Annotated in this window: 23 protein-coding genes and 1 riboswitch; of the genes, 7 read left to right on the plus strand and 16 right to left on the minus strand. The window is 73.0% G+C overall.

Annotated elements, in window-relative coordinates:
* Positions 1-52: 52 nt before the first annotated feature.
* A complete protein-coding gene (locus ABZ808_RS27230; protein ID WP_357011787.1) occupies positions 53-739 on the minus strand; it encodes a BON domain-containing protein in 687 nt (228 codons plus the stop codon).
* 340 nt (positions 740-1,079) lie between these two features.
* On the opposite strand from ABZ808_RS27230, the gene ABZ808_RS27235 reads away from it, so the two are divergent.
* A complete protein-coding gene (locus ABZ808_RS27235; RefSeq protein WP_357011789.1) occupies positions 1,080-3,809 on the plus strand; it encodes a cellulose binding domain-containing protein in 2,730 nt (909 codons plus the stop codon).
* A gap of 154 nt (positions 3,810-3,963) precedes the next feature.
* Here the strand turns inward: ABZ808_RS27235 and ABZ808_RS27240 are convergent, their stop codons facing one another.
* Complete coding sequence (locus ABZ808_RS27240) at positions 3,964-4,371, minus strand: hypothetical protein (protein ID WP_357011791.1); 408 nt, start codon at positions 4,369-4,371, stop codon at positions 3,964-3,966.
* 136 nt (positions 4,372-4,507) lie between these two features.
* Positions 4,508-4,642: a hypothetical protein gene (locus ABZ808_RS27245; protein WP_357011793.1), complete on the minus strand. Its 135-nt coding sequence runs from the start codon at positions 4,640-4,642 to the stop codon at positions 4,508-4,510.
* A 389-nt stretch (positions 4,643-5,031) separates the two neighbouring features.
* On the opposite strand from ABZ808_RS27245, the gene ABZ808_RS27250 reads away from it, so the two are divergent.
* Complete coding sequence (locus ABZ808_RS27250) at positions 5,032-5,394, plus strand: STAS domain-containing protein (protein WP_357011795.1); 363 nt, start codon at positions 5,032-5,034, stop codon at positions 5,392-5,394.
* A gap of 19 nt (positions 5,395-5,413) precedes the next feature.
* On the opposite strand, the gene ABZ808_RS27255 is transcribed toward ABZ808_RS27250, so the two are convergent.
* Complete coding sequence (locus ABZ808_RS27255) at positions 5,414-6,241, minus strand: 5'/3'-nucleotidase SurE (RefSeq protein WP_357011797.1); 828 nt, start codon at positions 6,239-6,241, stop codon at positions 5,414-5,416.
* On the minus strand, positions 6,238-7,215 hold the full coding sequence (locus ABZ808_RS27260; protein WP_357011799.1) for a PfkB family carbohydrate kinase: 978 nt from the start codon (positions 7,213-7,215) through the stop codon (positions 6,238-6,240). The genes ABZ808_RS27255 and ABZ808_RS27260 overlap by 4 nt, the downstream gene beginning before the upstream one ends.
* A gap of 171 nt (positions 7,216-7,386) precedes the next feature.
* Between ABZ808_RS27260 and ABZ808_RS27265 the strand changes: the two genes are divergently transcribed.
* The gene (locus tag ABZ808_RS27265) at positions 7,387-7,854 is read left to right on the plus strand and encodes an SRPBCC family protein (RefSeq protein WP_357011801.1); all 468 of its coding nucleotides are present in this window, start codon (positions 7,387-7,389) and stop codon (positions 7,852-7,854) included.
* A gap of 292 nt (positions 7,855-8,146) precedes the next feature.
* On the opposite strand, the gene ABZ808_RS27270 is transcribed toward ABZ808_RS27265, so the two are convergent.
* From ABZ808_RS27270 to ABZ808_RS27285, 4 genes are all read right to left on the minus strand, one after another.
* Positions 8,147-9,166 (minus strand): hypothetical protein, encoded by a 1,020-nt coding sequence (locus tag ABZ808_RS27270; RefSeq protein WP_357012012.1) that lies wholly within the window; start codon positions 9,164-9,166, stop codon positions 8,147-8,149.
* A gap of 53 nt (positions 9,167-9,219) precedes the next feature.
* A riboswitch (cyclic di-AMP (ydaO/yuaA leader) is annotated at positions 9,220-9,351 on the minus strand.
* 140 nt (positions 9,352-9,491) lie between these two features.
* Positions 9,492-10,409, minus strand: coding sequence for a cation diffusion facilitator family transporter (locus ABZ808_RS27275; protein WP_357011803.1), 918 nt, complete (start codon positions 10,407-10,409; stop codon positions 9,492-9,494).
* Positions 10,410-10,514: 105 nt separating this feature from the next.
* Positions 10,515-12,638 carry an AAA family ATPase gene (locus tag ABZ808_RS27280; RefSeq protein WP_357011805.1) on the minus strand — a complete coding sequence of 708 codons (2,124 nt, stop codon included), beginning with the start codon at positions 12,636-12,638 and terminating at the stop codon, positions 10,515-10,517.
* A 107-nt stretch (positions 12,639-12,745) separates the two neighbouring features.
* On the minus strand, positions 12,746-13,690 hold the full coding sequence (locus ABZ808_RS27285) for an alpha/beta hydrolase (RefSeq protein WP_357011807.1): 945 nt from the start codon (positions 13,688-13,690) through the stop codon (positions 12,746-12,748).
* Positions 13,691-13,882: 192 nt separating this feature from the next.
* Between ABZ808_RS27285 and ABZ808_RS27290 the strand changes: the two genes are divergently transcribed.
* A complete protein-coding gene (locus tag ABZ808_RS27290; protein WP_357011809.1) occupies positions 13,883-14,494 on the plus strand; it encodes a carbonic anhydrase in 612 nt (203 codons plus the stop codon).
* A gap of 98 nt (positions 14,495-14,592) precedes the next feature.
* Here ABZ808_RS27290 and ABZ808_RS27295 read toward each other — a convergent pair whose 3' ends face one another.
* A complete protein-coding gene (locus tag ABZ808_RS27295) occupies positions 14,593-14,922 on the minus strand; it encodes a hypothetical protein (protein WP_099856326.1) in 330 nt (109 codons plus the stop codon).
* A gap of 307 nt (positions 14,923-15,229) precedes the next feature.
* Between ABZ808_RS27295 and ABZ808_RS27300 the strand changes: the two genes are divergently transcribed.
* The 3 genes from ABZ808_RS27300 (at position 15,230) to ABZ808_RS27310 (ending at position 17,878) form a co-directional block, all read left to right on the plus strand.
* A complete protein-coding gene (locus ABZ808_RS27300; RefSeq protein WP_357011811.1) occupies positions 15,230-15,721 on the plus strand; it encodes a DUF3145 domain-containing protein in 492 nt (163 codons plus the stop codon).
* Between the two features lie 85 nt (positions 15,722-15,806).
* Complete coding sequence (locus ABZ808_RS27305; protein ID WP_357011813.1) at positions 15,807-17,540, plus strand: glycoside hydrolase family 3 N-terminal domain-containing protein; 1,734 nt, start codon at positions 15,807-15,809, stop codon at positions 17,538-17,540.
* 119 nt (positions 17,541-17,659) lie between these two features.
* On the plus strand, positions 17,660-17,878 hold the full coding sequence (locus ABZ808_RS27310) for a hypothetical protein (RefSeq protein WP_357011815.1): 219 nt from the start codon (positions 17,660-17,662) through the stop codon (positions 17,876-17,878).
* Positions 17,879-17,960: 82 nt separating this feature from the next.
* On the opposite strand, the gene fabF is transcribed toward ABZ808_RS27310, so the two are convergent.
* The 6 genes from fabF to ABZ808_RS27340 form a co-directional block, all read right to left on the minus strand.
* Positions 17,961-19,187, minus strand: coding sequence for a beta-ketoacyl-ACP synthase II (gene fabF, locus ABZ808_RS27315; RefSeq protein WP_357011817.1), 1,227 nt, complete (start codon positions 19,185-19,187; stop codon positions 17,961-17,963).
* A gap of 2 nt (positions 19,188-19,189) precedes the next feature.
* A complete protein-coding gene (locus ABZ808_RS27320; RefSeq protein ID WP_030330276.1) occupies positions 19,190-19,429 on the minus strand; it encodes an acyl carrier protein in 240 nt (79 codons plus the stop codon).
* 84 nt (positions 19,430-19,513) lie between these two features.
* Complete coding sequence (locus ABZ808_RS27325; protein WP_357011819.1) at positions 19,514-20,458, minus strand: beta-ketoacyl-ACP synthase III; 945 nt, start codon at positions 20,456-20,458, stop codon at positions 19,514-19,516.
* Positions 20,455-21,411: an ACP S-malonyltransferase gene (locus ABZ808_RS27330; protein ID WP_357011821.1), complete on the minus strand. Its 957-nt coding sequence runs from the start codon at positions 21,409-21,411 to the stop codon at positions 20,455-20,457. Before ABZ808_RS27330 ends, ABZ808_RS27325 begins: the two co-directional genes overlap by 4 nt.
* A 78-nt stretch (positions 21,412-21,489) precedes the next feature.
* On the minus strand, positions 21,490-22,791 hold the full coding sequence (locus ABZ808_RS27335; protein WP_357011823.1) for a helix-turn-helix domain-containing protein: 1,302 nt from the start codon (positions 22,789-22,791) through the stop codon (positions 21,490-21,492).
* A gap of 11 nt (positions 22,792-22,802) precedes the next feature.
* Complete coding sequence (locus tag ABZ808_RS27340) at positions 22,803-23,621, minus strand: septum formation family protein (protein ID WP_357011826.1); 819 nt, start codon at positions 23,619-23,621, stop codon at positions 22,803-22,805.
* Positions 23,622-23,715 lie beyond the last annotated feature (94 nt).

Genomic DNA, 23,715 nt, shown 5'->3' on the forward strand with positions numbered 1-23,715 from the left:
CCTGGGGCGGGTGAGGTGGGCTCACCCGCCCCGGGTGGTTCCGCGCTCGCGGTCAGCGCAGGACCGGGGCGACCGCGATGTGGTTCTGGACCTCCCGGATGCCCGGCGCGGACCAGGCCACCTGCTCCACCTCGGCACGTTCGGGCATGGAGTGCACCAGCCCGGCGAGCACGGCCGTGTCACCGTGCACCCGGACACTGATCCGCTCGGCCTCGGTGGCCCCGGCGCGGGCGAGGGCGTCGACGATCCGTTCGGCCAGGTTGACACCGTCCGGCGGGGCGGCCGGTCGCACGGTGACGCCGTTGCTGACCCCGCGTACGCCGGTCAGCCGGCAGACGGCCCGCTCGGCGGCCCGGCGCTGGTACTCCCACTCGACCTCGCCGTGCAGCGTCACCCAGCCGGCCGACACGGTGACCTGGAGCTTCTCGATGGGCACGAACGCGTCCCACTCCAGCGCGTGGCCGGCCGCGGCGGCCAGGTCGGGGTCGGTGCGCTCGGCGCTGCCCGGCAGTCGCACGGCCAGGTCGTTGGCGACCGCCCGGACCTGGACCACGCGGTGCGCGGCCCGTTCGGCAGCCCATTTCTTGGCGTAGCTGTCCACCCGCCCGGTCAGCGTGACGACGCCCTCGGCGACTGTCACGCCGATCTCGTGCGGCTGCACCCGGGGTTCCCAGGTCAACTCGTCGAGTACGGCGGACTGGATGTCCTGGTCGGTGCGGCTGATCGTCGCGATGGCCATCGGTCCCTCCTCCGCTGTGTGACTGGCGGACCGGGTGACGGCCGCGGCCGAAGGCCCGCCCGGGATCCGATCCTGCCGCCGGCCGGGGTGACCCGTCCTCATCCGGTGCGGGTGACGGGTCCGGCCCGGGCACGAACATCGATGGGAGCGCTTCCAAAGCGGCTGCGGATCGGTTAGGGTAAGCGCGTTCCTCGATAGCGGAGAGCCGTCGCGTCGGGTGGTTGGAGCCAGGGCAGCTCCGGCCCGTCCCCAGCGTCGCGTGCCCGTCCCCCGGGCCACGGCGTCACCACCCGCCGCTCCCGTCCCCCGGGCGTGCCTCCCGAGAGGAACCGCGCATTTGTTGAAGAGTCTCGCCGGTGCCGCCGTGTCCGCGCTGGTCGTCGCCACGGCCGTCGTGGTGACCCCGTTCACCGCCGCCGGCTCGGCGTCGGCGCTGGCCGCCGCCGACGCGTACACCTGGCGCAACGTCCAGGTCGGCGGCGGCGGCTTCGTACCCGGCATCGTCTTCAACCCCACCGAGAAAAACCTGATCTACGCCCGCACCGACATCGGCGGGGCGTACCGCTGGGAGCAGGCCAGCCAGTCGTGGACGCCGTTGCTCGACTGGGTCGGTGCCGACCGGTGGGGCTACAACGGGGTGGTCAGCATCGCCACCGACCCGGTGCAGACCAACCGGGTGTACGCGGCGGTCGGCATGTACACCAACGGGTGGGACCCGAACAACGGCGCGATCCTGCGCTCGGCCGACAAGGGCGCCACCTGGCAGATCACCGAGTTGCCGTTCAAGAACGGCGGCAACATGCCGGGCCGGGGGATGGGTGAGCGGCTCGCCGTCGACCCCAACCGGAACAACATCGTCTACTACGGCGCCGAGGGCGGCAACGGGCTGTGGCGCAGCACCGACCACGGGGCGACGTGGGCCCGGGTCACCGCCTTCCCGAACGCCGGCAACTACCGGGCCGACCCCAGCGACCCGAACGGCTACAACGGGCAGAACCAGGGTCTGACCTGGGTGAGTTTCGACAAGAGCACCGGCACCGCCGGCTCCACCACGCAGACCATCTACGTGGGTGTGGCGGACAAGGACAACCCGGTCTACCGCAGCACCGACGGGGGCGTCAGCTGGGCGCGCATCCCCGGCCAGCCCACCGGCTACCTCGCCCACAAGGGCGTCGTCGACCCGGTCGGCGGTCACCTCTACATCGCCACCAGCGACACCGGCGGCCCGTACGACGGTGGCAAGGGCGACGTCTGGAAGTTCACCCGGTCGACCGGCGCCTGGACGCGGATCAGCCCGGTGCCGTCCACCAGCGCGGACGCCTACTTCGGCTACAGCGGTCTGACCATCGACCGGCAGCGCCCGAACACTCTGCTGGTCGCCACCCAGGTCTCCTGGTGGCCGGACGCGATCTTCTTCCGCAGCACCGACGGCGGGGCGAGCTGGACCCGGATCTGGGAGTTCAGCAACTACCCGGAGAAGACCCGTCGCTACACGATGGACGTCAGTTCGGTGCCCTGGCTGACCTTCGGCGTCAACCCGGCACCGCCGGAGGAAGCACCCAAGCTCGGCTGGATGAACGAGTCGGTGGAGATCGACCCACACGACTCCAACCGGATGATGTACGGCACCGGCGCCACCATCTACGGCACCACCGACCTGACCAGGTGGGACACCGGCGGCCAGTTCACCATCAAGCCGATGGTGCGCGGCCTGGAGGAGACCGCCGTCCTCGACCTGATCAGCCCGCCCAGCGGCGCGCCGCTGATCAGCGCGCTCGGCGACATCGGCGGCTTCCGGCACAACGACCTGGACACCATCCCGTCCATGCTGTTCACCCAGCCGGTCTTCACCAGCACCACCAGCCTGGACTACGCCGAGAGCAAGCCGGCCGTGCTCGTCCGCTCCGGCAACTTCACCGACGCCGACCGGCCCGGCGACAGTCACGTCGCCTTCTCCACCGACGGCGGGGCCACCTGGTTCCAGGGGACCGAGCCGTCCGGGGTCAACACCGGTGGCACGGTCGCCGCCGCGGCCGACGGCAGCCGGTTCGTCTGGGCGCCCGGCGACGCCGGTCAACAGGTGGTCTACTCGGTCGGCTTCGGCAACTCCTGGGCGGCGTCCACCGGCATCCCGGCCAACGCGACGATCGAGTCCGACCGGGTGGACCCCAACCGGTTCTACGGCTTCAGCGGCGGGCGGGTCTACCTCAGCACCAACGGCGGGGCGAGCTTCACCGCCACGGCGGCGACCGGGCTGCCCACCTCCGACGTCCGGTTCAAGGCCCTGCCCGGTCGGTCGGGCGAGCTGTGGCTGGCCGGGCCGGGCGGGCTGTGGCGCTCCACCGACTCGGGCGCCAGCTTCGCCAAGCTGAGCGGCGTCAGCGCCTCGGGCAACGTCGGCTTCGGCAAGGCGGCGCCCGGGCGCACCAACCCCGCGGTCTTCCTCTACGGCACCGTGGACGGCCAGCCCGGCGTGCACCGCTCCGACGACGCCGGGACGACCTGGGTACGCGTCAACGACGACCGCCACCAGTACGGCAACCCGACCGAGGCGCTGACCGGCGACCCCCGTGTCTACGGCCGGGTCTACCTCGGCACCAACGGCAGGGGCATCCTGGTCGGCGAGCGCACCGGCGGTCCCACCACGCCGCCCCCGACTACCCCGCCCCCGACTACCCCGCCTCCCACGACGCCCCCTCCGACCACCCCGCCGCCGACCACGCCCCCTCCGACGACGACGCCTCCGACCACGCCGCCTCCGGGTGCCGGGTGCGCGGCGACGTACCGGGTCACCGGCTCCTGGTCGGGGGGTTTCCAGGCCGAACTGGTAGTCAGCAATTCCGGCAGCGCGCCCATCGCCGGTTGGACGCTGGGCTGGACCTTCCCGAACGGGCAGCGGATCAGCCAACTCTGGGGCGGCACGTACACCCAGAGCGGGGCCGTCGTCTCGGTCCGGGACAGCGGCTGGAACGGCGCGCTCGGCGCCGGAGCCAGCACCACCGTCGGGTTCCTCGGCTCGTGGACCGGCAGCAACTCACCCCCGGCCACCGTCACCTGCACGAGTCGCTGACCTGGGTGGTCCGGGGGTGCGCCCGGACCACCCTCCGTTACACCGGCCCGCCGGGGCTGCCTGAGGGGTCCGGCACCCCGGCGGACCGGCCCGAAATGTGAAAGCGAGCGGGCCCCGCCGACCCGGAGGTCGAGCGGGGCCCGTGGGTGGGTGGTCAGTCGTCCAGGCCGACGGGGGAGTTGGGGCGGTCGACGTCGACGAACTCGACGTCGTCCACCGCGCGGTCATCCCGACTGCCGGCGGCACGGGCGGCGGAGCCGACGGCCCAGCCGACCGCCGCGCCGACCAGCGCGGCGCCGATCAGCAGCGTCCAGGGCAGCGCCGGCTGGCGGCCGGCGAGCGCGTCGAAGGCACGCGAAGCTCGCCGCCGCGCCTCCTCGGCCGCCGAACCCACCAGGTCACCCGCGCCGTCGGCGAGGTCGCCGCTGCTGCGGCGGGCCGAGCGGGCGGTGTCCCGGACGCTGTCGCCCGCGGAGCTGACGGCGGAGACCAGGTGCTCCCACGCCTGGTCCGCGATCCGCTCCGGCTTGCTGCGGCGGTCCAGCAGGTTGGTTCCGAACATCGTGGTTACCTCCTCGGGTGCCGAAGCCGCCAACCACTTCGGACTTCGGCGTCTGTCCAGCCGTCACGGCTCGCTCACCCCGCAGTGCCCCGCGCCGACCGCGCGCAAACCCGGCCGGCACGGCTCACCGGCCGGTTCAGCGCACCGTCACCACGGCAGCCCTCCGGGCGAAGTCGTCGTCATCGTCGTCCCCGCCACCACCGAACCCGCAGGCCAGCACGAGGGCGAGCAGTACGCCGACGCCGGCCAGCCCAGCCAGTCTCTTGATCATCGAAGGTCCTCTCCGTCACGGTGGGTGTCCCGGGTCGATGCTAGGCGGCGTCGACAACCATGGGCCTGGATCTGCTGCCGGTGGGCAGGCGCGACACGCCGGTACCACTCGGGGCTGAGGCGCGGGTCAGGTCGGTTGTCGGGCGCGTCGGGCTGGGACCGCTACCCTTGTCCGCGGCACGTTGGTTCCGACCGATTGTCGACTGAGCAGATGACGAAAAGTATTGAGTGATCAGATACCGAAAAGTAGGGATATGGGCGGCTTTGTGAGCCCGGATCCGTGAATTGCTCATCCCGAGGGGTGGCGACCGAGGCCGTCGGAGGAATACTCTCGGTCGCGGCCCGCGTACTGATGAGGCGCCCGGGGGACGGGCGGGTGGAGGTGCTCGCGTGAGCCTGTCGATCGTGCAATCAGTTCTGTCCGGTGGAGTCGTGGAGATCGCCCCACGAGGCGAGATCGACGTCGACACAGCGTACGAGGTGCGAGAAGCGATCGCGGAGGTGCTGGCCAAGGGCCGTCCGCTCCGCATCGAGCTCAACATGAGGCTGGTCACCTTCATCGACTCCGTCGGCATCAGCGCCATGGTCGCCGGCTTCCAGACAGCCGAGGTCAGCGGCGTCAAGCTGGTGGTCACCGAGCCGAGCCGGTTCGTGCACCGGCAGCTCTGGGTAACCGGCCTGCTCGGCCTCTTCGGCGCTCCGGAGCCCTACTTCGCCGGCGCCGCCACACCCGAGGTGCTTCCCGGCGCCTGAGCGTCGACCATCCTGCCCGTCAGGGCTGCTCATCCAGGCCGGTCAGGTCCACGTCGGCCACCTCGGTGACCGCCCGGATGGCGGTCACCGAGGCGTACCCGCCGGCCAGCAACGCCACGTCCGTGCCGGGCTGCGCGGCCTGCCCCGGCTCCTCCAACGAGGTACGCACGAAGCCGTGCCCCGACTCGGCCACCGTCATCTGCACCTGACCGAAGCTGGCCAGCGAACCACGGCGCACCCCGCGCAGCCGGCCGTGCGGCAGGTCGGGGGCGTTGACGTTGAGCACGCTCTCCAGCGGCCCGGCGGTCAGCCGGGGCAGCAGGTCCAGGGCGACCCGCGCGGCGGTGCTCCAGTGCCGCTCGGCGTCGCGTACCCGGGCTGCGGCGTCCACCGCCGCGCCACCGCTGGCGGCCGTCGCCTCACCCGCCGACAGCACGTCCAGCGACACCGCCATCGCCCGACAGCCGTTCGTGGCGGCGGTGAACGCGGCACCAACCGTGCCGGAGTGCAGCACGGCGCGGCCGGCGTTCGCGCCCCGGTTGATGCCGGACAGCACCACCGACGGCGGTGGGCCGAACGCGCCGTGCAGCGCGATAAGCGTGATGAACCCGGGCGAGCCACCGACCCCGTACGCCGGCACACCCGGCAGGTCCGGGAGCGGATGGTCGTGCACCACCACCCGGCCGTCCCGTTCCACCGCGCTCATCGCGGCGCTGGTGCCGCTCGCCTCCTCCAGCGGCGCCGCGACCACCACGTCCAGGCCCCGCTGCGCCGCGGCCCAGGCCAGCGCCTGGATGCCCGGCGCGGCGATCCCGTCGTCGTTGGTGACCAGCACCCGCAGGGTCATCTCTCGACCGCCCGGTCGGCCAGCTCGTCGGGGGTGGTCCGCTCCTGCGGCCGGCTGTCCGCCGGGACCAGCCGGACGCGTTCCACCAGCCCAGTTATCGAGTCCAACCGGCCGGTGCCCAGGCCGTGCCGGGTCACGTTCAGCGCCCCGGCTGCGGCACCGGTGCGGATGGCGGTCCGGATGTCCCCGCCGCGAGCGACAACGGCGGCAACCCCGGCGGTCATCGAGTCGCCAGCGCCGCGCGGGTCGGCGGCCTCCAACCGGGGCATCTCCACCTCGAAGAGCTCCCCGTCGATCAGCGCCAACGCCGGCTGGTCGGCCCGGCTCACCACCACCGTCTCGGCGCCGGCGGCGTGCAGGTCGTACATCGCCCGGGTCAGCTCCGCGCTGTCGTCGCTGCTGGCGCGGCCGTCGCGGATCAGCTCCTCATGGCTCACCTTGAGGAAGAACACCCCGCCCTCCAGTGCCGCGCCAAGATGATCACCGGAGAGGTCGACCACCACCCGGCTGCCGTTGGCGCCGAGATCGGCGGCGAAGCGCCGGTACACGTCGGCCGGGACCAGCCACGGCGCGTTGGGCCCACTGAGGACGCTCACCTCGGCGCGGAGGCCCTCGCCGAGCGCCAGGTTGTACAACTCGTCGAGCTCGTGCCGGCTCAGCGGCTGCCCCGGCACGTCGGCGACTTCCTGCCGGGAGCCGTCCCGACGGTCGTGCACGTACCCGCCGCTACCGGAGTCACGGACCACCACCTTGAGGTCCACGCCCTCGCTGACCAGCAGTGGCTCCAGCACCTGGCCGATCTCGCCGCCGAGTGCGGCGCAGAGCACCACGTCGACCCCGAGCGACAGCACCATGCGGGCCTGCCAGACACCCTGCCCGCCGGGGTGCAGGTGCAGCTCGGGATGGTCGTTCGGCTGGTCCACCGTCACCGTCAGCTGCGGAGTGGGCGCGAAGACCATCACGTGCCCGCTCACCGAGCATCGCCGTTCATGTCTCCGCCCTCCGTCACGACCGGTGATATCCCCACAGCCGACGGTAGTGATAACGCACCGCGAATGCCGGGGCAACGGCCGGCGTCCGTCCGGGCGTTGCCAGCCTGACCGGGGTACGGGACGATCGTGCGACCATCGACGGCAGGAGACGGTGTGTTCAGCAGCGATACGTTCAGCTACACCGTCCAGGCCCGCTGCTCCCTCGCCGACGCGGCGGCGTTGCTGAGCGACCTGACCCGCCAGGGCGAGCTGCATCCGCTGATCATCCGGGTTCGCCGGGTCCCGCCCCGGCCTGGCGCCCGGGCCAGCTACACGATCAACGACCGGCTGGCCGCCGGCCCGCTGCGCTTCAAAACCACCTACCAGGCGGACGTGCTCGTCTGCGAGGACGACGAGATCGTCACGGTGGCCCGCCAGTGGCCGGCCACCACGGTGCGCAACCACACCCGGCTACGCACCGAGCCGGACGGCCTGGTCCGGATCGACGTCGAGATCACCCTGCGGGCGCCAGCGCCCCTTTTCCGGTACGCGTTTCGCCAGGCCAGAGCCGCCCACCTGGCCCTGGCGACCCGACTCGGCGCGGCCCTCGACCGCACCGACAACCCCCCAAATCCCGCCTGACCACACCCGCGCCCACGCCGCCCCGCCACGCCGCGAGCCGCCCTGCCCTCGCGCGCCGCGCCCCGTCCCGCCGCGAGCCGCGCCCGGCGCGCGGCGACCTCGCCATGATCGTGCTCGATCCAGGATGTAGTGGCCTCCGGCCGCTTGCGAGGCCACTACATCCTGGTTGCAGCGCGATCATGGCTGGCGTTGCCGGGCAATCGGGGTGCGGCAGGTGCCAGACCAGCCTGCTCAGCGGCCTGAGGGCCGACGGCCGGCGCCCCACATCGGAGAGGCGCCGGCCGGGTCGGGGTCAGTACACGGACAGGTGCACGTGGTTGGTGTGATCGCTGGACGGGTCGCCGCCCGCTCCGCTGTAGGACTTCCACCCGCTGCTGGGTAGCCAGATCTGCCTGTACCAGATCACGTACAGCACGGCGAGCCGGTCGGCGTTGCGGATGAAGTACGCGGCCAGGTTGTTGCCGTACGTCTTGTCGCCGCCGGTGGCGTCTCCGCCGAAGCCGTTCTTCTGCGCGGCGAAGTCGCAGGCCCGGCCCTTGGGGTGCTCGCCGGAGCCGCCGGAGCGGTGGCAGGAGACGTACCGGGTGAAGCCGGCGGCTTTGGCCTGGTTGAGGGCGTGCAGGGTGCGGGGGGTGATGCAGCCGTTGGCCGGGGTGGGGTCGTTGACGCTGCACGACTCGGACGGCCAGGAGCCGTCGGAGTTGCGCGGCGCGGCCTTGGCGTTGGCGCTGGAGGTGCCCCGGTTGGAGTTGGTGTCGGCGGTGGTGGTCTGCGGCTTGGTGGTGGCCACGGTCAGGGCTCGCTCGGCCTGTTCCTTGCGCTTGGCCATCACCTCGACCTGCTTGCGCTGCTCGCGGATCTCGCCGTCGAGGGCGACGCGGGTGCGGTTGGCCTCGTCCTTGGTGGCGAGGAGGTCGCGCAGTGCCCGGTCCTCGTTGGCGGCGACCACGTCCAGCGCGGCGGCCCGATCCATGAAGCCTTCGGGGGTGTTGGTGCTGAGCAGCGCCGAGACGGTGCTGAGCCGGCCGGTGCGGTACGCGACGCCGGCGATCTGACCGACCTTGCCGTTGCGCTCGTTCATCTCGGCTTCGGTGGTCTTCAGTTTGGTGGCGAGTTGCTGCTGCCGTTGTACGGAGGTGTCCAGGGCGCGCTTCGCGTCGAGGTAGCCCTTGCTGGCCGCTTCGAGCTGGGCCCGCAGGGCCGGGGTGCCACCCTCTTCGTCGTCGCTGGGTGCCGCGGCGGCCCGCTGGGCGGCCGGGGGAGCGGCCGAGGCTGCGCCGGCCGGGATCGCGACGCCGAGGGTGAACATCATGACGATCAGCGCCGCCAGTCGGGCGGCGGGGGGTCGTGCTGGTGCCACTATTCGTGTCCTTCCGTTAGCCGCCGACCGGGTTAGCTGACGGGTTCGGGACGGAAGATCCCTACCGCTGACGCGGATGCACCCCAGGAACGTGGTTCCCCGGTTCGCCCTCTCGGGCGATTAGGCGGCGGCCCCCACCGGCGCCGGGAGGGCGCCGCCGGGTGGTGGCCGAGACAGAGCCTACCGGTGCCGCTGGGGCAGGTGCAGCGAATGTGACGGACGGTGCGTACGTCGTCACCGTGAATGTCGACTAATGCGATGAAATCTCGGCAAATTGTCACCAGGTGACGGCACCGCAGGCACCGGGTGCGGCCCCGGGCTCGATCTGGAGCGTGGCGTGCTCGATCCGGAAGTCTTCCTGGAGGGCGGCACGCGCGGCGGTGAGCACGGCGCCGACCTCCGCGCCGGGGGCCATGGTCAGGTGTGCGGAGGCTACCTCCATGCCCGAGGTGAGCGTCCAGACGTGCAGGTCGTGCACCTCGACGACGCCGGGCACGGCGGCCAGCCGGTCGTGTACGGCGGTGACCTGGAGGTGTTCCGGGGCGGCCTGCACCAGGATGCGGACTGCGGCGCGGCCGAGCCGCCAGGTGCGCGGCAGGATGAACACGCCGATGGCGACCGCCACCAGTGGGTCGGCCCACCACCAGTCGGTGACCGTGATGAGCAGTGCCGCCCCGATCACGCCGACCGAGCCGAGCAGGTCGCCGAGCACCTCCAGGTAGGCGCCCTGGAGGTTGATGCTCTCCCGGGCCCCGGTGCGGAGCAGGGCGAACGCGACCACGTTCGCGAGCAGGCCGAGGACGGCCACCGCGAGCATCGGGCCGGCCACCACCTCGTGCGGGTCGCCGAACCGGCGGATCGCCTCGACCACCACGTAGATCGCCACGCCGGAGAGCAGGACGGCGTTGGCCAGGGCGGCGAGCACCTCGAGGCGGTAGAGCCCGAAGGTGCGCTGCGGGTCGCCGGTGGCCCGTTGGGTGGCGGTGATCGCGGCGAGCGCCATCCCGATGCCGAGCACGTCGGTGAACATGTGCCCGGCGTCGGAGAGCAGGGCCAGCGAGCCGGTGTGCAGGGCGGCCACCGCCTCGACCACCATCAGGGTGGCGAGCAGCCCGAATGCCGCCCAGAGTCGGCCCCGGTGCTGGTGCGCGGCATTGGCGACCGAGGCGTGGTGGTGGTCATGACCTGCACCCACGACACCCACCCTCCGTTGCCGTCCGGGACCGGGTCAAATGTATGCTCACATCGCTATGTATGCAACTGTCCGCCAGTGCCGACTCCGGGCCGCGCCGATTCGGATTCAGCCGATCGGGTCGATGGTGGTGAGCCGCTGGGTGGCACGGGACAGCGCGACGTAGAGCGTGCGTACGCCCGCCCCCGGATCCGCCCGGATCTCGCTCGGTGCGACAAGCACCACGCCGTCGTACTCCATGCCCTTGGCCTCCAGGCTGGTCACCACCTGCAACCGCGACGCGCCGAGCGCGCCGAGCCAACCGGCGACCTCGTCCCGGCGGGGGACCGGCGTGATCACCCCCACCGTGCCGTCCACCTCGGCCAGCAGGCCGGCGGCCGCCTCCACGACCGCGGTCTCCAACCCGGCTGCCGGCACCACCAGCTCCACCGGGTCGACCCCGGTGGAGCGGACGGCCCTCGGCAGCGGCAGGTCCGGATAGAGCCGGCGGATCTCGGCCGCCGCCACCGCGAAGATCTCCGCCGAGTTGCGGTAGTTGGTGGTCAGCGTGAAGTCGTGCCGCTTGCGGCGGCCCAACGCCTGGTCCCGGGCTCGGGCCAGCTCCTCCGGGTCGCCGGTCCACGCGGTCTGCGCCGGGTCGCCCACCACGGTCCACGAGGCCAGCCGGCCGCGCCGGCCGATCATCCGCCACTGCATCGGCGAAACGTCCTGCGCCTCGTCCACCACCACGTGCGCGTAGTCCCGGTAGTCCGCCGGGCGCTCCCGCGCCGCCGCGCGGGCCGCCCGCTGGCGGTCGCCGAGGGTGGTCAGCTCCCGGACCCCACCGGCGAGCTGGAACGGGTCGCGCCGGGCCCGCGCCGGCTGCGCCGGCTTGCCGAGCAGCGCGTCCAACTCGTCCAGCAGCGCGATGTCGGCGATGGTGAGGCCGTCGGTGTCCAGGCTCCGGTACGCCGCCTCGAGCATCCGGATCTCCGCGCCGGAGAGGATCCCGCTGGCGTACCGACGCAGCCGGTCCGGACGGGCCAGCCAACCGAGTACGTGCCGGGGGTGCAGCCGGGGCCACCACGCCTTGAGGAACTCGCGGAACTCCGGCCGCTCGGCGATCTCGCCCTCGAAGGACCGCTGCTCCGGCAGCCGGCCGGTGCCGGTGTTCAGACGACGGGCCTGCGCCCAGAGCGCGGCGAAGATCCCGTCGAAGCCGGCCCGGCGGGCCTCGTTGCGTCGGGCGCCCCGGTGCAGCGCGCGGTCCCGGATCGCGTCCAACTCGGCGCGGTCCAGCCGCAGCAACCCGCCCCGGTAGAGCAGCCGCAGCTCACTTGGCCCGCCCGGCACCGCGTCCCGGGCGGCCTGCTCCAGCACCCGACGCATCCGCAGCGAGCCCTTCACCGCCGCCACCTCCGGCGGATCGGTGCGGGTGGCCGTCATCCCCGGGAAGAGCGTGCCCAGCGAGTGCAGGGTCGCTGTGTCCTCGCCGAGCGAGGGCAGCACCGAGGCGATGTACTCGACGAAGACGGTGGACGGGCCGACCACCATGATGCCGCCACCGGCGTACCGGCTGCGGTCGGAGTACAGCAGGAAGGCCGCCCGGTGCAGGGCGACGGCGGTCTTGCCGGTGCCCGGTCCGCCGGCGACGATCGTCACCCCGGAACCGGGCGACCGGATCGCCTCGTCCTGCTCCCGCTGGATCGTCGCCACGATGTCCCGCATGCCCCGGCCGGTGGCCTGGGACAGGGTAGCCAGCAGCGCGCCGTCGCCGACCACCGTCATCCCCTCCGGCGTGGCGGTGGGGTCGAGCAGGTCGTCCTCGATGCGGGTGACCCGCTCCCGCCGGGACTGGATGGTCCGGCGCCGCACCACGCCCAGCGGCTGCGCCGGGGTGGCCTGGTAGAACGCGGCGGCGGCCGGCGCACGCCAGTCGACGACCAGCGTGGTGGCGTCCTCGTCGCGGATGCCGAGCCGCCCGACGTGCAGCACCTGACGGTCCCGCAGGTCCAGCCGGCCGAAGACCAGTCCCTCGTGTTCGGCGTCGAGGGTGTGCCGACGCTGCGCGGCGTGGAAGACCATCGCGTCCCGTTCGACGAGCGCGCCGAACGTGCCCACCCGGGCCATCCGGTAGCCGTCGCGCTCGGCGCGGACCGCGGACTGGCGCAGCTCGGCCAGTCGGGCGTACACCCGGTCGAGGTGCCGTTGTTCGACGGCGATCTCCTGCTCCAGGGCGGTCTGGTCGGTCAACGCACGCTCCTTCGATGTCGCCGGCGAGCGGCGCGAACCGCGCGGGCCAACCGCAGAAGGGTACGGCCCTCGCTCCGGTCCGGCGCGCCCGAGGTGCGGGAACGTGGTCAGGCACCCGTCCTGACGGCGCTCGCGTCGCTGGCCCGCGGCGGCGGTTCGGCGAGCACCCGACGCAGGACGCCGGTCAGCGCGGCGTTCACCTCGTCCGGACGCTCCATCATCAGCATGTGCCCGGCGCCGGAGCAGATGGTCAGCTCGGTGGCCGGCAGCGCCGCGGCGATCGACTCGGCGCACGGCGGCGGGGTGAGCCGGTCCCGGTCGCCGACCAGGGCGGCGGCGGGCAGGTGCGCGAGCGTGGCGAGGGTGTCCAGCCGGCGCTGGGCGCCGATCGAGGCGCGGAACCCACCGATCGAGCGCAGCGAGGCGTGGGCCACCGCCGAGGTCACCAGCCGGATGTCGGCCGGGTCGCAGCGGTCGCCGAAGAGCATCCAGCGGATGCTCGGTTGTAGCGCGCGCAGCAGCGGCCGGGGCGGTCGCCACGAGCCGCACCGGGCCAGTACGCCGGCCCCGGTCGTCTCGGCGAGCCGGATCAGCCGGGTGATCCGCGGCGAGAGTCCGTAGGCGGTGTGCGTGTGCCCCTCGGCGGTGGTCGAGACGAAGACCAGGCCGGCCGTGCGGGCGGCGAAGTGGGCGGGATGGCGGTGCGCGTACTCCATGATCGTCATGCCGCCCAGCGAGTGGCCGACCAGGACCACCCGACCGGCCGGCGCCACCGCGTCGATGACCGCCGCGAGGTCGTCCCCGAGCTGAGCCAGGGTGGCTGTGGGCAACGCCATGCAGCTGGACCGTCCGTGGCCCCGGGCGTCAAAGGTGACCACCCGCACCGCGCCGTCCGGCATCCCGGTGAGCGCGTCGAGTTGCCGGTGCCAGGCGCGCCCGTCCAGCGTCCAGCCGTGCAGCAGGACGGCGGTGACCGGGGCGTCCGCCGGCCCCGTGGTCTCGACGTGCAGCCGCACGCCGTCGGGCAGACCGACCTCGAACCGCTCCGGCATCGCCACCTCCCAGGGCCGCCAGGAACCACCAGCACCGGGATACCCGGCGGTAACACCGGCTACCCGCCATGACACCACGCCAATCGCGCCGAGGCGAACATTCCCGACCTGGCCCCCGCCCGTCGTCGGCGGGCCAAGCTGGACGGCATGGGGTCGGCGCAGGCAACGCCCGGACCGCCGGTGGGCGGACCGGTGGCTCAGGGAAGACAGGCCGGCGGTACGCCCCGGGCCGCGCTGGCCGAGCTGCTCGCCGGCAACCGGCGCTTCGTCAGCGGCCAGCCGGTGCACGGGCACGACGTGACGGCTGCGGCGGCCGCCTCCGGTGACCAGCAGCCGTACGCGGTGGTGCTCGGCTGCATCGACTCGCGGGTGCCGCTGGAGGCGATCTTCGACCAGACCTTCGGCGCGATCTGCGTGATCCGCACTGGCGGGCACGTGCTCGACCGCGCGGTGTGTGGCTCCATCGAGTTCGTGGTCGGCCAGCTCGGCGTACCGCTGGTCATGGTGCTCGGCCACGAGCGGTGCGGGGCGGTGGGGGCCGCGGTGGACGCGCTGCGCAGCGGCCAGCGGCCCGGCGGGTCGCTGGCCCACCTGGTCGACGAGATCGCCCCGGCGGTCATCGAGGCAGGGCTCGACGATCCGGCGGTGCATCCGTTGGCGATCCGCCGGCACGTCCTACGTACGGTGCACACGCTGCGCCACGACGCCGTGCTGGGCGGGCCGGTCGCCGCCGGCCGGGTGGCCGTGGTCGGCAGTCTCTACGACCTGGCCACCGGCGAGGTCGCCCTGCTCGACCCGCCCTGAACCCCGCCCGACTCGACGGCCGTCGCGCGGGGCTGCGGACGCGAAACCGCCCGCCGGGAAGTCCCGACGGGCGGTTCGTTGATGCGGTGGGGGAGGGCTCAGCCCTCGAAGACACCGGCCGCGACCAGGCGCTTCTCGGTGGCCTCCCAGCCGTCACCCGGGTGGGTGGCGGCCAGGTTGTTGATCTCCGCCCGGATCTTGGTGGCGTGGCCGGCGGCGGCCAGCACGCGGATCTCCTCGACGAAGGCGTCGGAGTCGGTGCGCAGGTGCGCGGTCTTGCCGTTGGTCAGGTTGCGCACGTAGGCGTGCTTGCCGCCGTTGAGCGGGATGAGGTACTTGAACTCGCCCAGCACGCTGAGGGCGCCACCCTGGCCAGCCTGGCCGGCCCGGACGGACGCGCGCGCGGTCTTAGAGGTGTTGCTCGCCACGGAGGTACTCCTTGCAAGACGTACGGGAGGACTGGACGTCCGGGGGCTGTGTGCGGGCGACACTGGGTCGACCCGCGAAGGTGTAACGCGGCAGAAGCCGCCGATGGAACTGTACAGGACCACGACATCAGGCTGGTCGTCGCGGTGTCCTCAGGGCTAACCGAGACCACCCGTCCGGCTATTCCGGCCAGCGAATTTTCCGATTCCCTGGCGCACCATCCGCCACACGAGTCATCATGTGTTGCAGTAACCACCTGGGTGGCCGAGGTCGTAGGGGAAGACGCACCTCGCTCTCCGGGAGGTCACCGTGCCAACGCGTGGCGTCGTATACGTCCACTCGACCCCGCTCGCCGTGTGCTCGCACGTCGAGTGGGCGATCGCGCGCGTCCTAGCCGCGCCGGTCAACCTGCAGTGGACGGCTCAGCCCGTCGATCCCGGCGCACGCCGGGCCGAGTGCGGGTGGACCGGGCGTCCCGGGACGGGCGCCGAGCTGGCTGCTGCCCTTCGGCAGTGGCCCATGATCCGTTTCGAGGTCACCGAGGAGCCGAGTCCCGGCGCCGACGGTGAGCGCTACATGTACGTGCCGGCCCGTGGCCTGTTCCGGGCCACCGTCGGCGCGGCCGGTGACATCCAGCTCGGCGAGGACCGGCTGCGGGCGCTGATGGCCTCCGCGCGGGCCCCGGAGGCGCTGTCGCACGCCCTCGACAAGGCGCTGGGCACCGCCTGGGACGATGACCTGGAGCCCTACCGGTACGCCGGTGACGGCGCGCCGGTGACGTTGCTCACCCGAGTCGGCTGACCGGGCCGCCATCCAGGCGCTCACCCTGGTCGTGTCGCGCCGACCGGTAAGGTCAAGTTGCCCCGATAAGGGGGAAGCTGGTGGGATGGGCGGCGTGCAGATTCGCCCGCGACGCGCCGGCATCGCCGTCGCCGCCCTGACTGCCCTGCTCGTCTCCGGCTGCTCGGGTGCCCCGGAGCGCCCCGACCCGACGCCCAGCCCGGCGGGCACCTCGGCCGCCCCGAGCACCCCTGCCGCTACGACGGGCACCGACCCGGCCGCCCGCGCTGCCGCGCTGGTCGCCACGCTCTCGGACGAGGATCTCGTCGGTCAGGTGCTGATGCCGTACGCCTACGGCGACTCGGCGACGAAGGTCTCACCCGGCTCGGCGGCCGGCAACCAGGCACTGGCCGGCGTCGACACCCCCGCCCAGATGATCGCCAAGTACCGGCTCGGCGGGCTGATCCTGGTCGGCTTCAGCGCCGACGACCCGACCAAGGGCAACCAGGAGACCACAAACGTCGACAACCCCAAGCAGGTGCACGAGCTGACCGGCGGGCTGCGCGACGCCGCGGGCCGGCTGGCCGCCGGCCCGGCGCCCTTCCTGGTCGGCACCGACCAGGAGTACGGCGTGGTGACCCGCGTCACCGACGGCGTCACGCTGCTGCCCAGCGCCCTCGCGGCCGGGGCGGCCGGCAACCCGACGCTGACCGAGAACGCCTGGCGGGCCGCCGGCACCGAGCTCGCCGCGATGGGGATCAACGTCGACTTCGCCCCGGTCGCCGACGTGCTGGCGACCCGCAGCACGGTCATCGGCTCCCGCTCGTACGGCGCCGACCCGAAGGTCGCCGCCGCGCAGGTCGGCGGCGCCGTCCGGGGTCTGCAGGCCGGTGGCGTCGCGGCCACCCTGAAGCACTTCCCGGGGCACGGCCACAGCGCCGACGACTCGCACCAGGACCTGCCCGTGCTCACCCAGTCCGCCGAGGCGCTGCACAGCGGCGCGTGGCCGCCGTTCACCGCCGGGATCGAGGCCGGCGCCATGGCCGTGATGTCCGGCCACCTGGACGTGCGGGCCATCGACCCGGGCACCCCGGCGACGTTCTCGCACAAGCTGCTCACCGACGTGCTGCGGGGTCAGCTCGGCTTCAAGGGTGTGGTGATCACCGACGGGATGAACATGCCGCCGGCGAAGCGCTGGGCCCCCGGCGAGGCCGCCGTCCGGGCGCTGAACGCGGGCAACGACCTGATCCTGATGACCCCGAACGTCGGCCAGGCGTACGACGGGTTGCTCGCCGCGCTGCGCGGTGGGTCGCTGCCCCGGACCCGCCTGGTCGAGGCGGTCACCCGGGTGCTGACCATGAAGTTCCGGCTCGCCGACGCCCCGGCCGCGCAGATGTCCACGCTCAACTCTCCCGCGCACCGGGCGGCGGCGGACGCGCTGGCCGCCGGTGCCGTCACCGTGCTGCGCGGCGCCTGCGGCAAGGCGGTACCCGGTCCGGTGACCGTCACCTCCTCCGGCGGCCGGGACGGCACCCGGGCGGCGCTGACCGCCGCGCTGACCGCTGCCGGCGTGACCGTGAAGGCGAGCGGCGGCACGGTGGTGCACCTGGTCGGCTACGGCGACGGCGCAGGCGACCTGCGCGCCGACGCGGCGGTCACCGTCGCCATGGACACCCCGTACGTGCTGGCCGGTGCGGCGTCGCCGACGCTGCTGGCGACGTACTCCTCCAGCAAGGCGTCGATGACCGCGCTGGCGGCCGTGCTGGCCGGCAAGGCCCGCCCCGGCGGCCGGTCCCCGGTTGCCGTGCCCGGCCTGCCCGCCACCACCTGCGGCACCTGACAGCCCGCCGCCCGCGGCATCTGGTCGGCCGCCGGCGGGCGGTCCCGGCCCGGCTGTCGCCGTCGTGTGTCGGGGAAATCGCCTCGCGCCGGGCCGTCCCGGCCTGGCAACCTCGGGCCATGGCAACGGCAGAAGGCTTCCGGTACGACCAGCGTGCCGACGGCACGGTGGTGATCACGCATCACGGCCGGGTGGCGGGCACACTGCGCGGCGGCCGGGCGGCGGAGTTCCTCGCCGAGGTCGACGACGACCCGCAGTTGGTGATGGCCCGCTGGACCGGCAACTACCGCCGGGGCAACGAGCGCACCGCCAAGCAGCACCCCCGCAACCGGTCCTGAACGGCAAAAGGGCCCCTTCGAGAAGGGGCCCTTTCTGACGTGCGCGCCGCGGTCCGGCGGAGGTGGCTCCGCGGCGGTGGCCTCAGGCTCGCGTGAAGACGAGAGCCACGTTGTGGCCGCCGAAGCCGAACGCGTTGTTCAACGCGGCCGGGATCTCCATGTGGCGGGCCTTCTGGGTGGCCACGTCCAGGGTGAGGCCGTCGTCCGGGTCGTCCAGGTTGATCGTCGGCGGGACGACACCGTCGCGGATGGCGAGGATCGTGGCGATCGACTCCAGCGCGCCGGCCGCACCGAGCAGGTGGCCGGTCATCGACTTGGTCGCCGCCAGCACCGGGTGATCGCCGAGCGCCTTGTGCAGCGCGCCGATCTCCAGCATGTCGCCGACGGGGGTCGACGTGGCATGCGCGTTGACGTGCACGATGTCCTGCCTGGCGACGTCCGCGTCCGCGATCGCTTTGGCGATGGCACGGATGGCGCCCTCACCCTCGGCGTGCGGCTGCACGATGTCGTACGCGTCGGAGGTGATGCCCGAGCCGGCGAGGCGCGCGTACACCCGGGCGCCCCGGGCGGCGGCGTGCTCCGCCCGTTCCAGCACCACGACGCCAGCGCCCTCGCCGAGGACGAAGCCGTCACGGCCCTTGTCCCACGGGCGGGAGGCCCGCTCCGGGTCGTCGTTGCGGGTCGACATGGCCCGCATCGAGCTGAATCCGGCGATCGGCAGCGGGTGGATGACCGCCTCGGTGCCGCCCGCCACCACCACGTCGGCCCGGCCGGAGCGGATGATGTCCAGCCCCAGCGCGATCGCCTCGGCACCCGTGGCGCAGGCGCTGGCCACTGTGTGCACGCCGGCCTTGGCGCCCAGCTCCAGCCCGACCCAGGCGGCCGGGCCGTTCGGCATCAGCATCGGGATGGTGTGCGGGGAGACCCGCCGCGGCCCGGATGCCTCCAGGATGTCGTCCTGGGCGAGCAGGGTGGTGGCGCCGCCGATGCCGGAGCCGATGCTGACGGCGAGCCGCTCCCCGTCGAGGCCGGAGTCGGCCAGGCCGGCGTCCGCCCACGCCTGCTGCGCGGCGATGATGGCGATCGCCTCGGAGCGGTCCAGCCGGCGCAGCCGGACGCGGTCCAGGACCTCCGACGGATCCACGGCCAGCTGCGCGGCGATCCGGACGGGCAGTTGCGCGGCCCACTCCTGGGTGAGGGCACTCACCCCGGAGCGGCCGGCAAGCATGGCGTCCCAGGTCGACGCGACGTCCCCGCCGAGCGGGGTCGTCGCGCCGAGCCCGGTGACGACGACGTCAGGACGACTCATGATCAGGACTGCGCCGCGATGTAGCTGACGGCGTCCCCGACGGTCTTGAGGTTCTGCACCTCGTTGTCCGGGATCTTGACGCCGAACTTCTCCTCGGCCGCCACCACGACCTCCACCATGGAGAGCGAGTCGACATCGAGGTCGTCGGTGAAGGACTTCCCCTCGGCCACGTCGTCCGGGTTCACCCCGGCAACCTCTTCGAGGATCTCGGCGAGGCCGGTGGTGATCTCGTCACGGGTCATTGCGGTTGGTTCCTCTCATAGGGGATCTCCGGCGGCCGGCGTCGCCGACCGCCGCTCCTCGACGCGTACGCGCCCGAGGGGGTTTCAGGGGCAGCGGACGACCTGACCGGCGTAGGTCAGACCGCCGCCGAAGCCGAACAGCAGCACCGGGGCACCCGAGGGCACCTCCCGCCGCTCGACCAGCTTGGACAGGGCCAGCGGCACGCTCGCCGCCGAGGTGTTGCCCGACTCCACCATGTCCTTCGCGATGATCGCGTTCGGGATGTTGAGTCGCTTGGCGATGCCGTCGATGATCCGGCCATTGGCCTGGTGCGGCACGAACGCGGCCAGCTCCGACGGGTCGACCCCGGCGCGCTCGCACGCCTGCAGGGCCAGCGGCGCCAGCGCGGTGGTGGCCCAGCGGAACACCGACTGCCCCTCCTGCTGGATGTACGGGCGCCAGCCCTCGATGCGGACCGCGTCGCCCTTCTCCGGCACCGAACCCCAGACCACCGGGCCGATGCCGGCGGGCTCGTCGTCGGCCGTGGCGGTGACCACCGCGGCACCGGCGCCGTCGCCGAAGATGATGCAGGTGGAGCGGTCGGTCCAGTCGGTGAAGTCGGAGAGCTTCTCCGCGCCGATGACGATGGCGTTGCGGGACGCCCCGGCCCGGATGGCGTGGTCAACGGTGCCCAGCGCGTAGGCGAAGCCGGAGCAGGCGGTGTTGACGTCGTACGCGCCCGGCGCGCCGATGCCCAGCTTCGCGGCGACGCGGCAGGCCACGTTGGGGCTGCGGTCGATCGACGAGCAGGTGGCGACCACGACCAGGTCGATGTCGGCGGCACTCAGGCCGGAGTTGGCCAGCGCCTTGCCGGCGGCGGCGGCGGCCATGTCGGCCACGGTCTCACTGTCGGCGATCCGTCGGGTGACGATGCCGACCCGGTCCCGGATCCACTCGTCGCTGGTGTCGACGAGCTGGGCGATGTCGTCGTTGGTCACCACCCGCGAGGGCTGGTAGTGCCCCATCGAGACGATGCGACTGCCGGTCATGAATGTCCTCCGATGGGGGCGAGCGGTTGGCCCGGCGTGCCGTGCCGGGCGATCAGATCCCGCGCGGCCGGTAGGTCGTCCGGCGTGTTCAGGGTGACGATCTCGGGCGCGCCGTCGCCCTTGAGCTCCCGCTTCACCAGGCCGGCGAGGGTGCCGGCCGGAGGCAGCTCGATCACCCCGGTCACACCGAGGTCGGCCAGGGTACGCATGCATAGGTCCCAGCGGACCGGGGCGGTGACCTGGCGGACCAGGCGCTGCACCATGACCCGCCCGTCGGTGACCGCCGTGCCGTCGAGGTTCGACAGCAGGGTCCGCTCCGGGGTGGCGGGGGTGATCCCCTCGGCCACCGAGGCCAGCGCGGTCTCGGCCGGGGCCATGTACGGGGTGTGGAACGCGCCCGCCACCTGGAGCCGGATTACGCGGGCCTTCGACGGTCGCTCGGCGGCGAGCTTGTCCAGGCCGTCCAGCGCGCCGGCGGCGACGATCTGACCGGCGCCGTTGCGGTTGGCCGGGTACAGCCCGTTCGCCTCGATCGCGGCGAGCACCTCGTCCGGGTCCCCACCGAGCACGGCCGCCATCCCGGTCGGCTCCAGCGCGCACGCCGCGGCCATCTCCCGGCCCCGCACACCGGCGAGGGTGATCGCCGTCTCGGCCGACAGCACCCCGGCCAGCGCCGCGGCGCCCAGCTCGCCGACGCTGTGCCCGGCGGTCAGCGCCACGTCGTGCAGCGGCAGGTGCTCGGCGGCGAGCAGCGCGGCGGCGACGAGCAGCGGCTGGGTGCGGGCGGTGTCCTTGATCTCGTCGGCGTCGGCGTCAGTGCCCAGGTGCACCAGGTCGACCCCGGCCAACGCGGACCACCACCGCAGGCGTGCCTCGGTGCCGGTCAGGTCGAGCCAGGGGGTCAGGAAGCCGGGTTTCTGGGAACCCTGGCCGGGACTAAGTACGGCGAGCACGCCTATGACTCTTCCGGATACACGTAAGGAACGCTGTGCCGGCCCGGACCAAACCGCACTAGGACCTTTGGAGGTTTCCTACAAAGATCGGCCGGGATCATCACTGGTTTGGGTGGATTTCCGGGCGGCCGGGGTCAATGTCTGGGTCGGTACGGACGAGGCGATCGGGACCACCGGATCCAGCCGGCCGACAGTCAACGCCACCTGCAGCGCGAACGCGTCCCGGGGCGACAGGGGTGAGAAGCCGGTCACCTCGGCGATGCGGCGCAGCCGGTACCGCACCGTGTTCGGGTGCACGAACAGCGCCCGCGCGGCGCTCTCCAGCGTGCCACCGGCGGCGAGGAAGGCGTCCAGGGTCTCCAGCAGCTCGCCACCGGCGCGGACCAGCGTGGCGTACACGTCATGACGTAGCTGACGACGCGCCTCCGCGTCCCCGGCGAGGGCGCGCTCCGGCAACAGGTCGTCGGCCGGCACCGGCCGCGGGGCCGCCGGCCACGCCAGCGCCGCCCGGAAACCGGCCAACGCGGCCCGCGCCGACGACGTCGCCTCGTCCAGACTGGGCACCGCCGGACCGACCACCACCGGGCCGTCCCCGAACGCGTCCAGCAGCTTGCCCGCCGCGCTCAGCGGGTCCGCCGCGCCGCCCAGCACGATCACCAGCCGGTCGCCGTGCACACCGCCGATCACCTCGACGTCGATCCGGCGGGCCAGCCGGTAGACGACGTGCAGCACCGCCGAAACCTCCCCACCAGGGGAACGACCGACCGCCACCGCGACCGGCGGCGCGTCCGCCCACCCCAGCGCGGCCGCCCGGCTGGCCAGCACGTCCGGCGAGTCACCACGCAGCAGGGCGTCGACCAGCAGGGCCTGCAACCTCGCGTCCCAGGCACCGCGTGACTCGGCGGCCCGCGCGTACACCCGGGCGGCCGAGAAGGCGATCTCCCGGGAGAAGCGCAGCACCGCCTCGCGCAGCTGCTGCTCCTCACCCTCGACGGCCAGCTGCGACACCTGCTCCTCGACCACGTCGATGGTCACCTTGATCAGCGCCACGGTCTGCTGAAGGGTGATCGACCGGGCCAGCGCCAGCGGCGCGGTGGCGAAGACCTCGTCGGAGACCTCCTGCGTGCTGTCCGCCGTGCCGCCGCCGTCGCGCAGCCACTCCACCAGCGACCGGGCACCGGCCTGGGCGACCAGCATCACCCAGGAGCGCTGGTCGGCCGGCAGGGCGCGGAACCACGGCAGCGTCTCGTCCATCCGCGCCACGCTGGCAGTGGCCAACGCCCCCGCCGAACGCTCGATCCGGCGCAGCGTGGCCGACAACTCTCCACCGCCGGGCGCACTCACCGCCCTAGCCTGACATGTCGTGAGCAGGCCATCCACGTCGGCACCGGTCAGCGGGCCGCCGCGAGGCCGGTCCGGCCGACACCCTTGAGGGACGTGTTGAGCGGCTGACCGGGGCTGTGGAGGAAGCACAAGGCGCTGAGGGTGCCTGCCAGCCACTCGGGCTCGCCCTCCAGCATGAACGCCAACACCTCGAGCCGGCCGTCCAGATCTCCCTCCGGTGCCCCGACGTACCCGGAGATGGTCGACAGGCAGCCCGCGTCCACGATCTCGTCGGTGAGCTCCTCGACCTCCGGTCCGGCCCGCCAGATGCCGGCGAACTCGGTGGCGTGTGGCCCGGAGCAGGAGGCGGGCGGTAGGTCGACGGTGTCGCCGGACTCGGCCGGCTCGGTGAAACAGGTGTACCGCAGCGGCGAATCACCGGTCAGTCCGTTGCGCAGGCTGTTCGCCCGGGGGTTCGGGAACCACCGGTCCACCGCATGCATCTCCAGCAGGTCGCAGCGGTACCACCGCTCACCCGCCTTCCACCGCGCCGCCGACGGGGTCAGCGCCCGCATCGCCAGCCGCGACTCGCGCCACTCGCCGCCCAGGAAGCGGGCAGCCTCGGCGTCGCAGGATTCGTACACCCGCCAGATCCCCTCGGTGTCGGCTGCCGGCGGCGCCTTGGCGGCGGCGTCCGCGCCGTCGAACCGGCCGACCAGGAACGTCTCCACCTCGTGCTTCGAAGAGCAGGGGATCGGTGTGTACGACGTGGGGCTGCGCTCGTCGGAGGCGGTGGCGTGGCACACCCCCGCCTCGGGAGTGAAGCTAGAGGGCTTCTCCTCGGCGAGAACGCCGTCGCAACCGCCCGTTCCTACGGTCAGCGCCACAAGGACCGTCGTCCCCCACCACCGTCGCACGTCGTCCCCATTCCGGCAGCCGTCATCGGCATCGATGGCGCGCAGCGTACGGCAGCCAGGCCGC

This window comes from Micromonospora sp. NPDC047527 (assembly GCF_040643015.1).
Lineage (GTDB): Bacteria > Actinomycetota > Actinomycetes > Mycobacteriales > Micromonosporaceae > Micromonospora.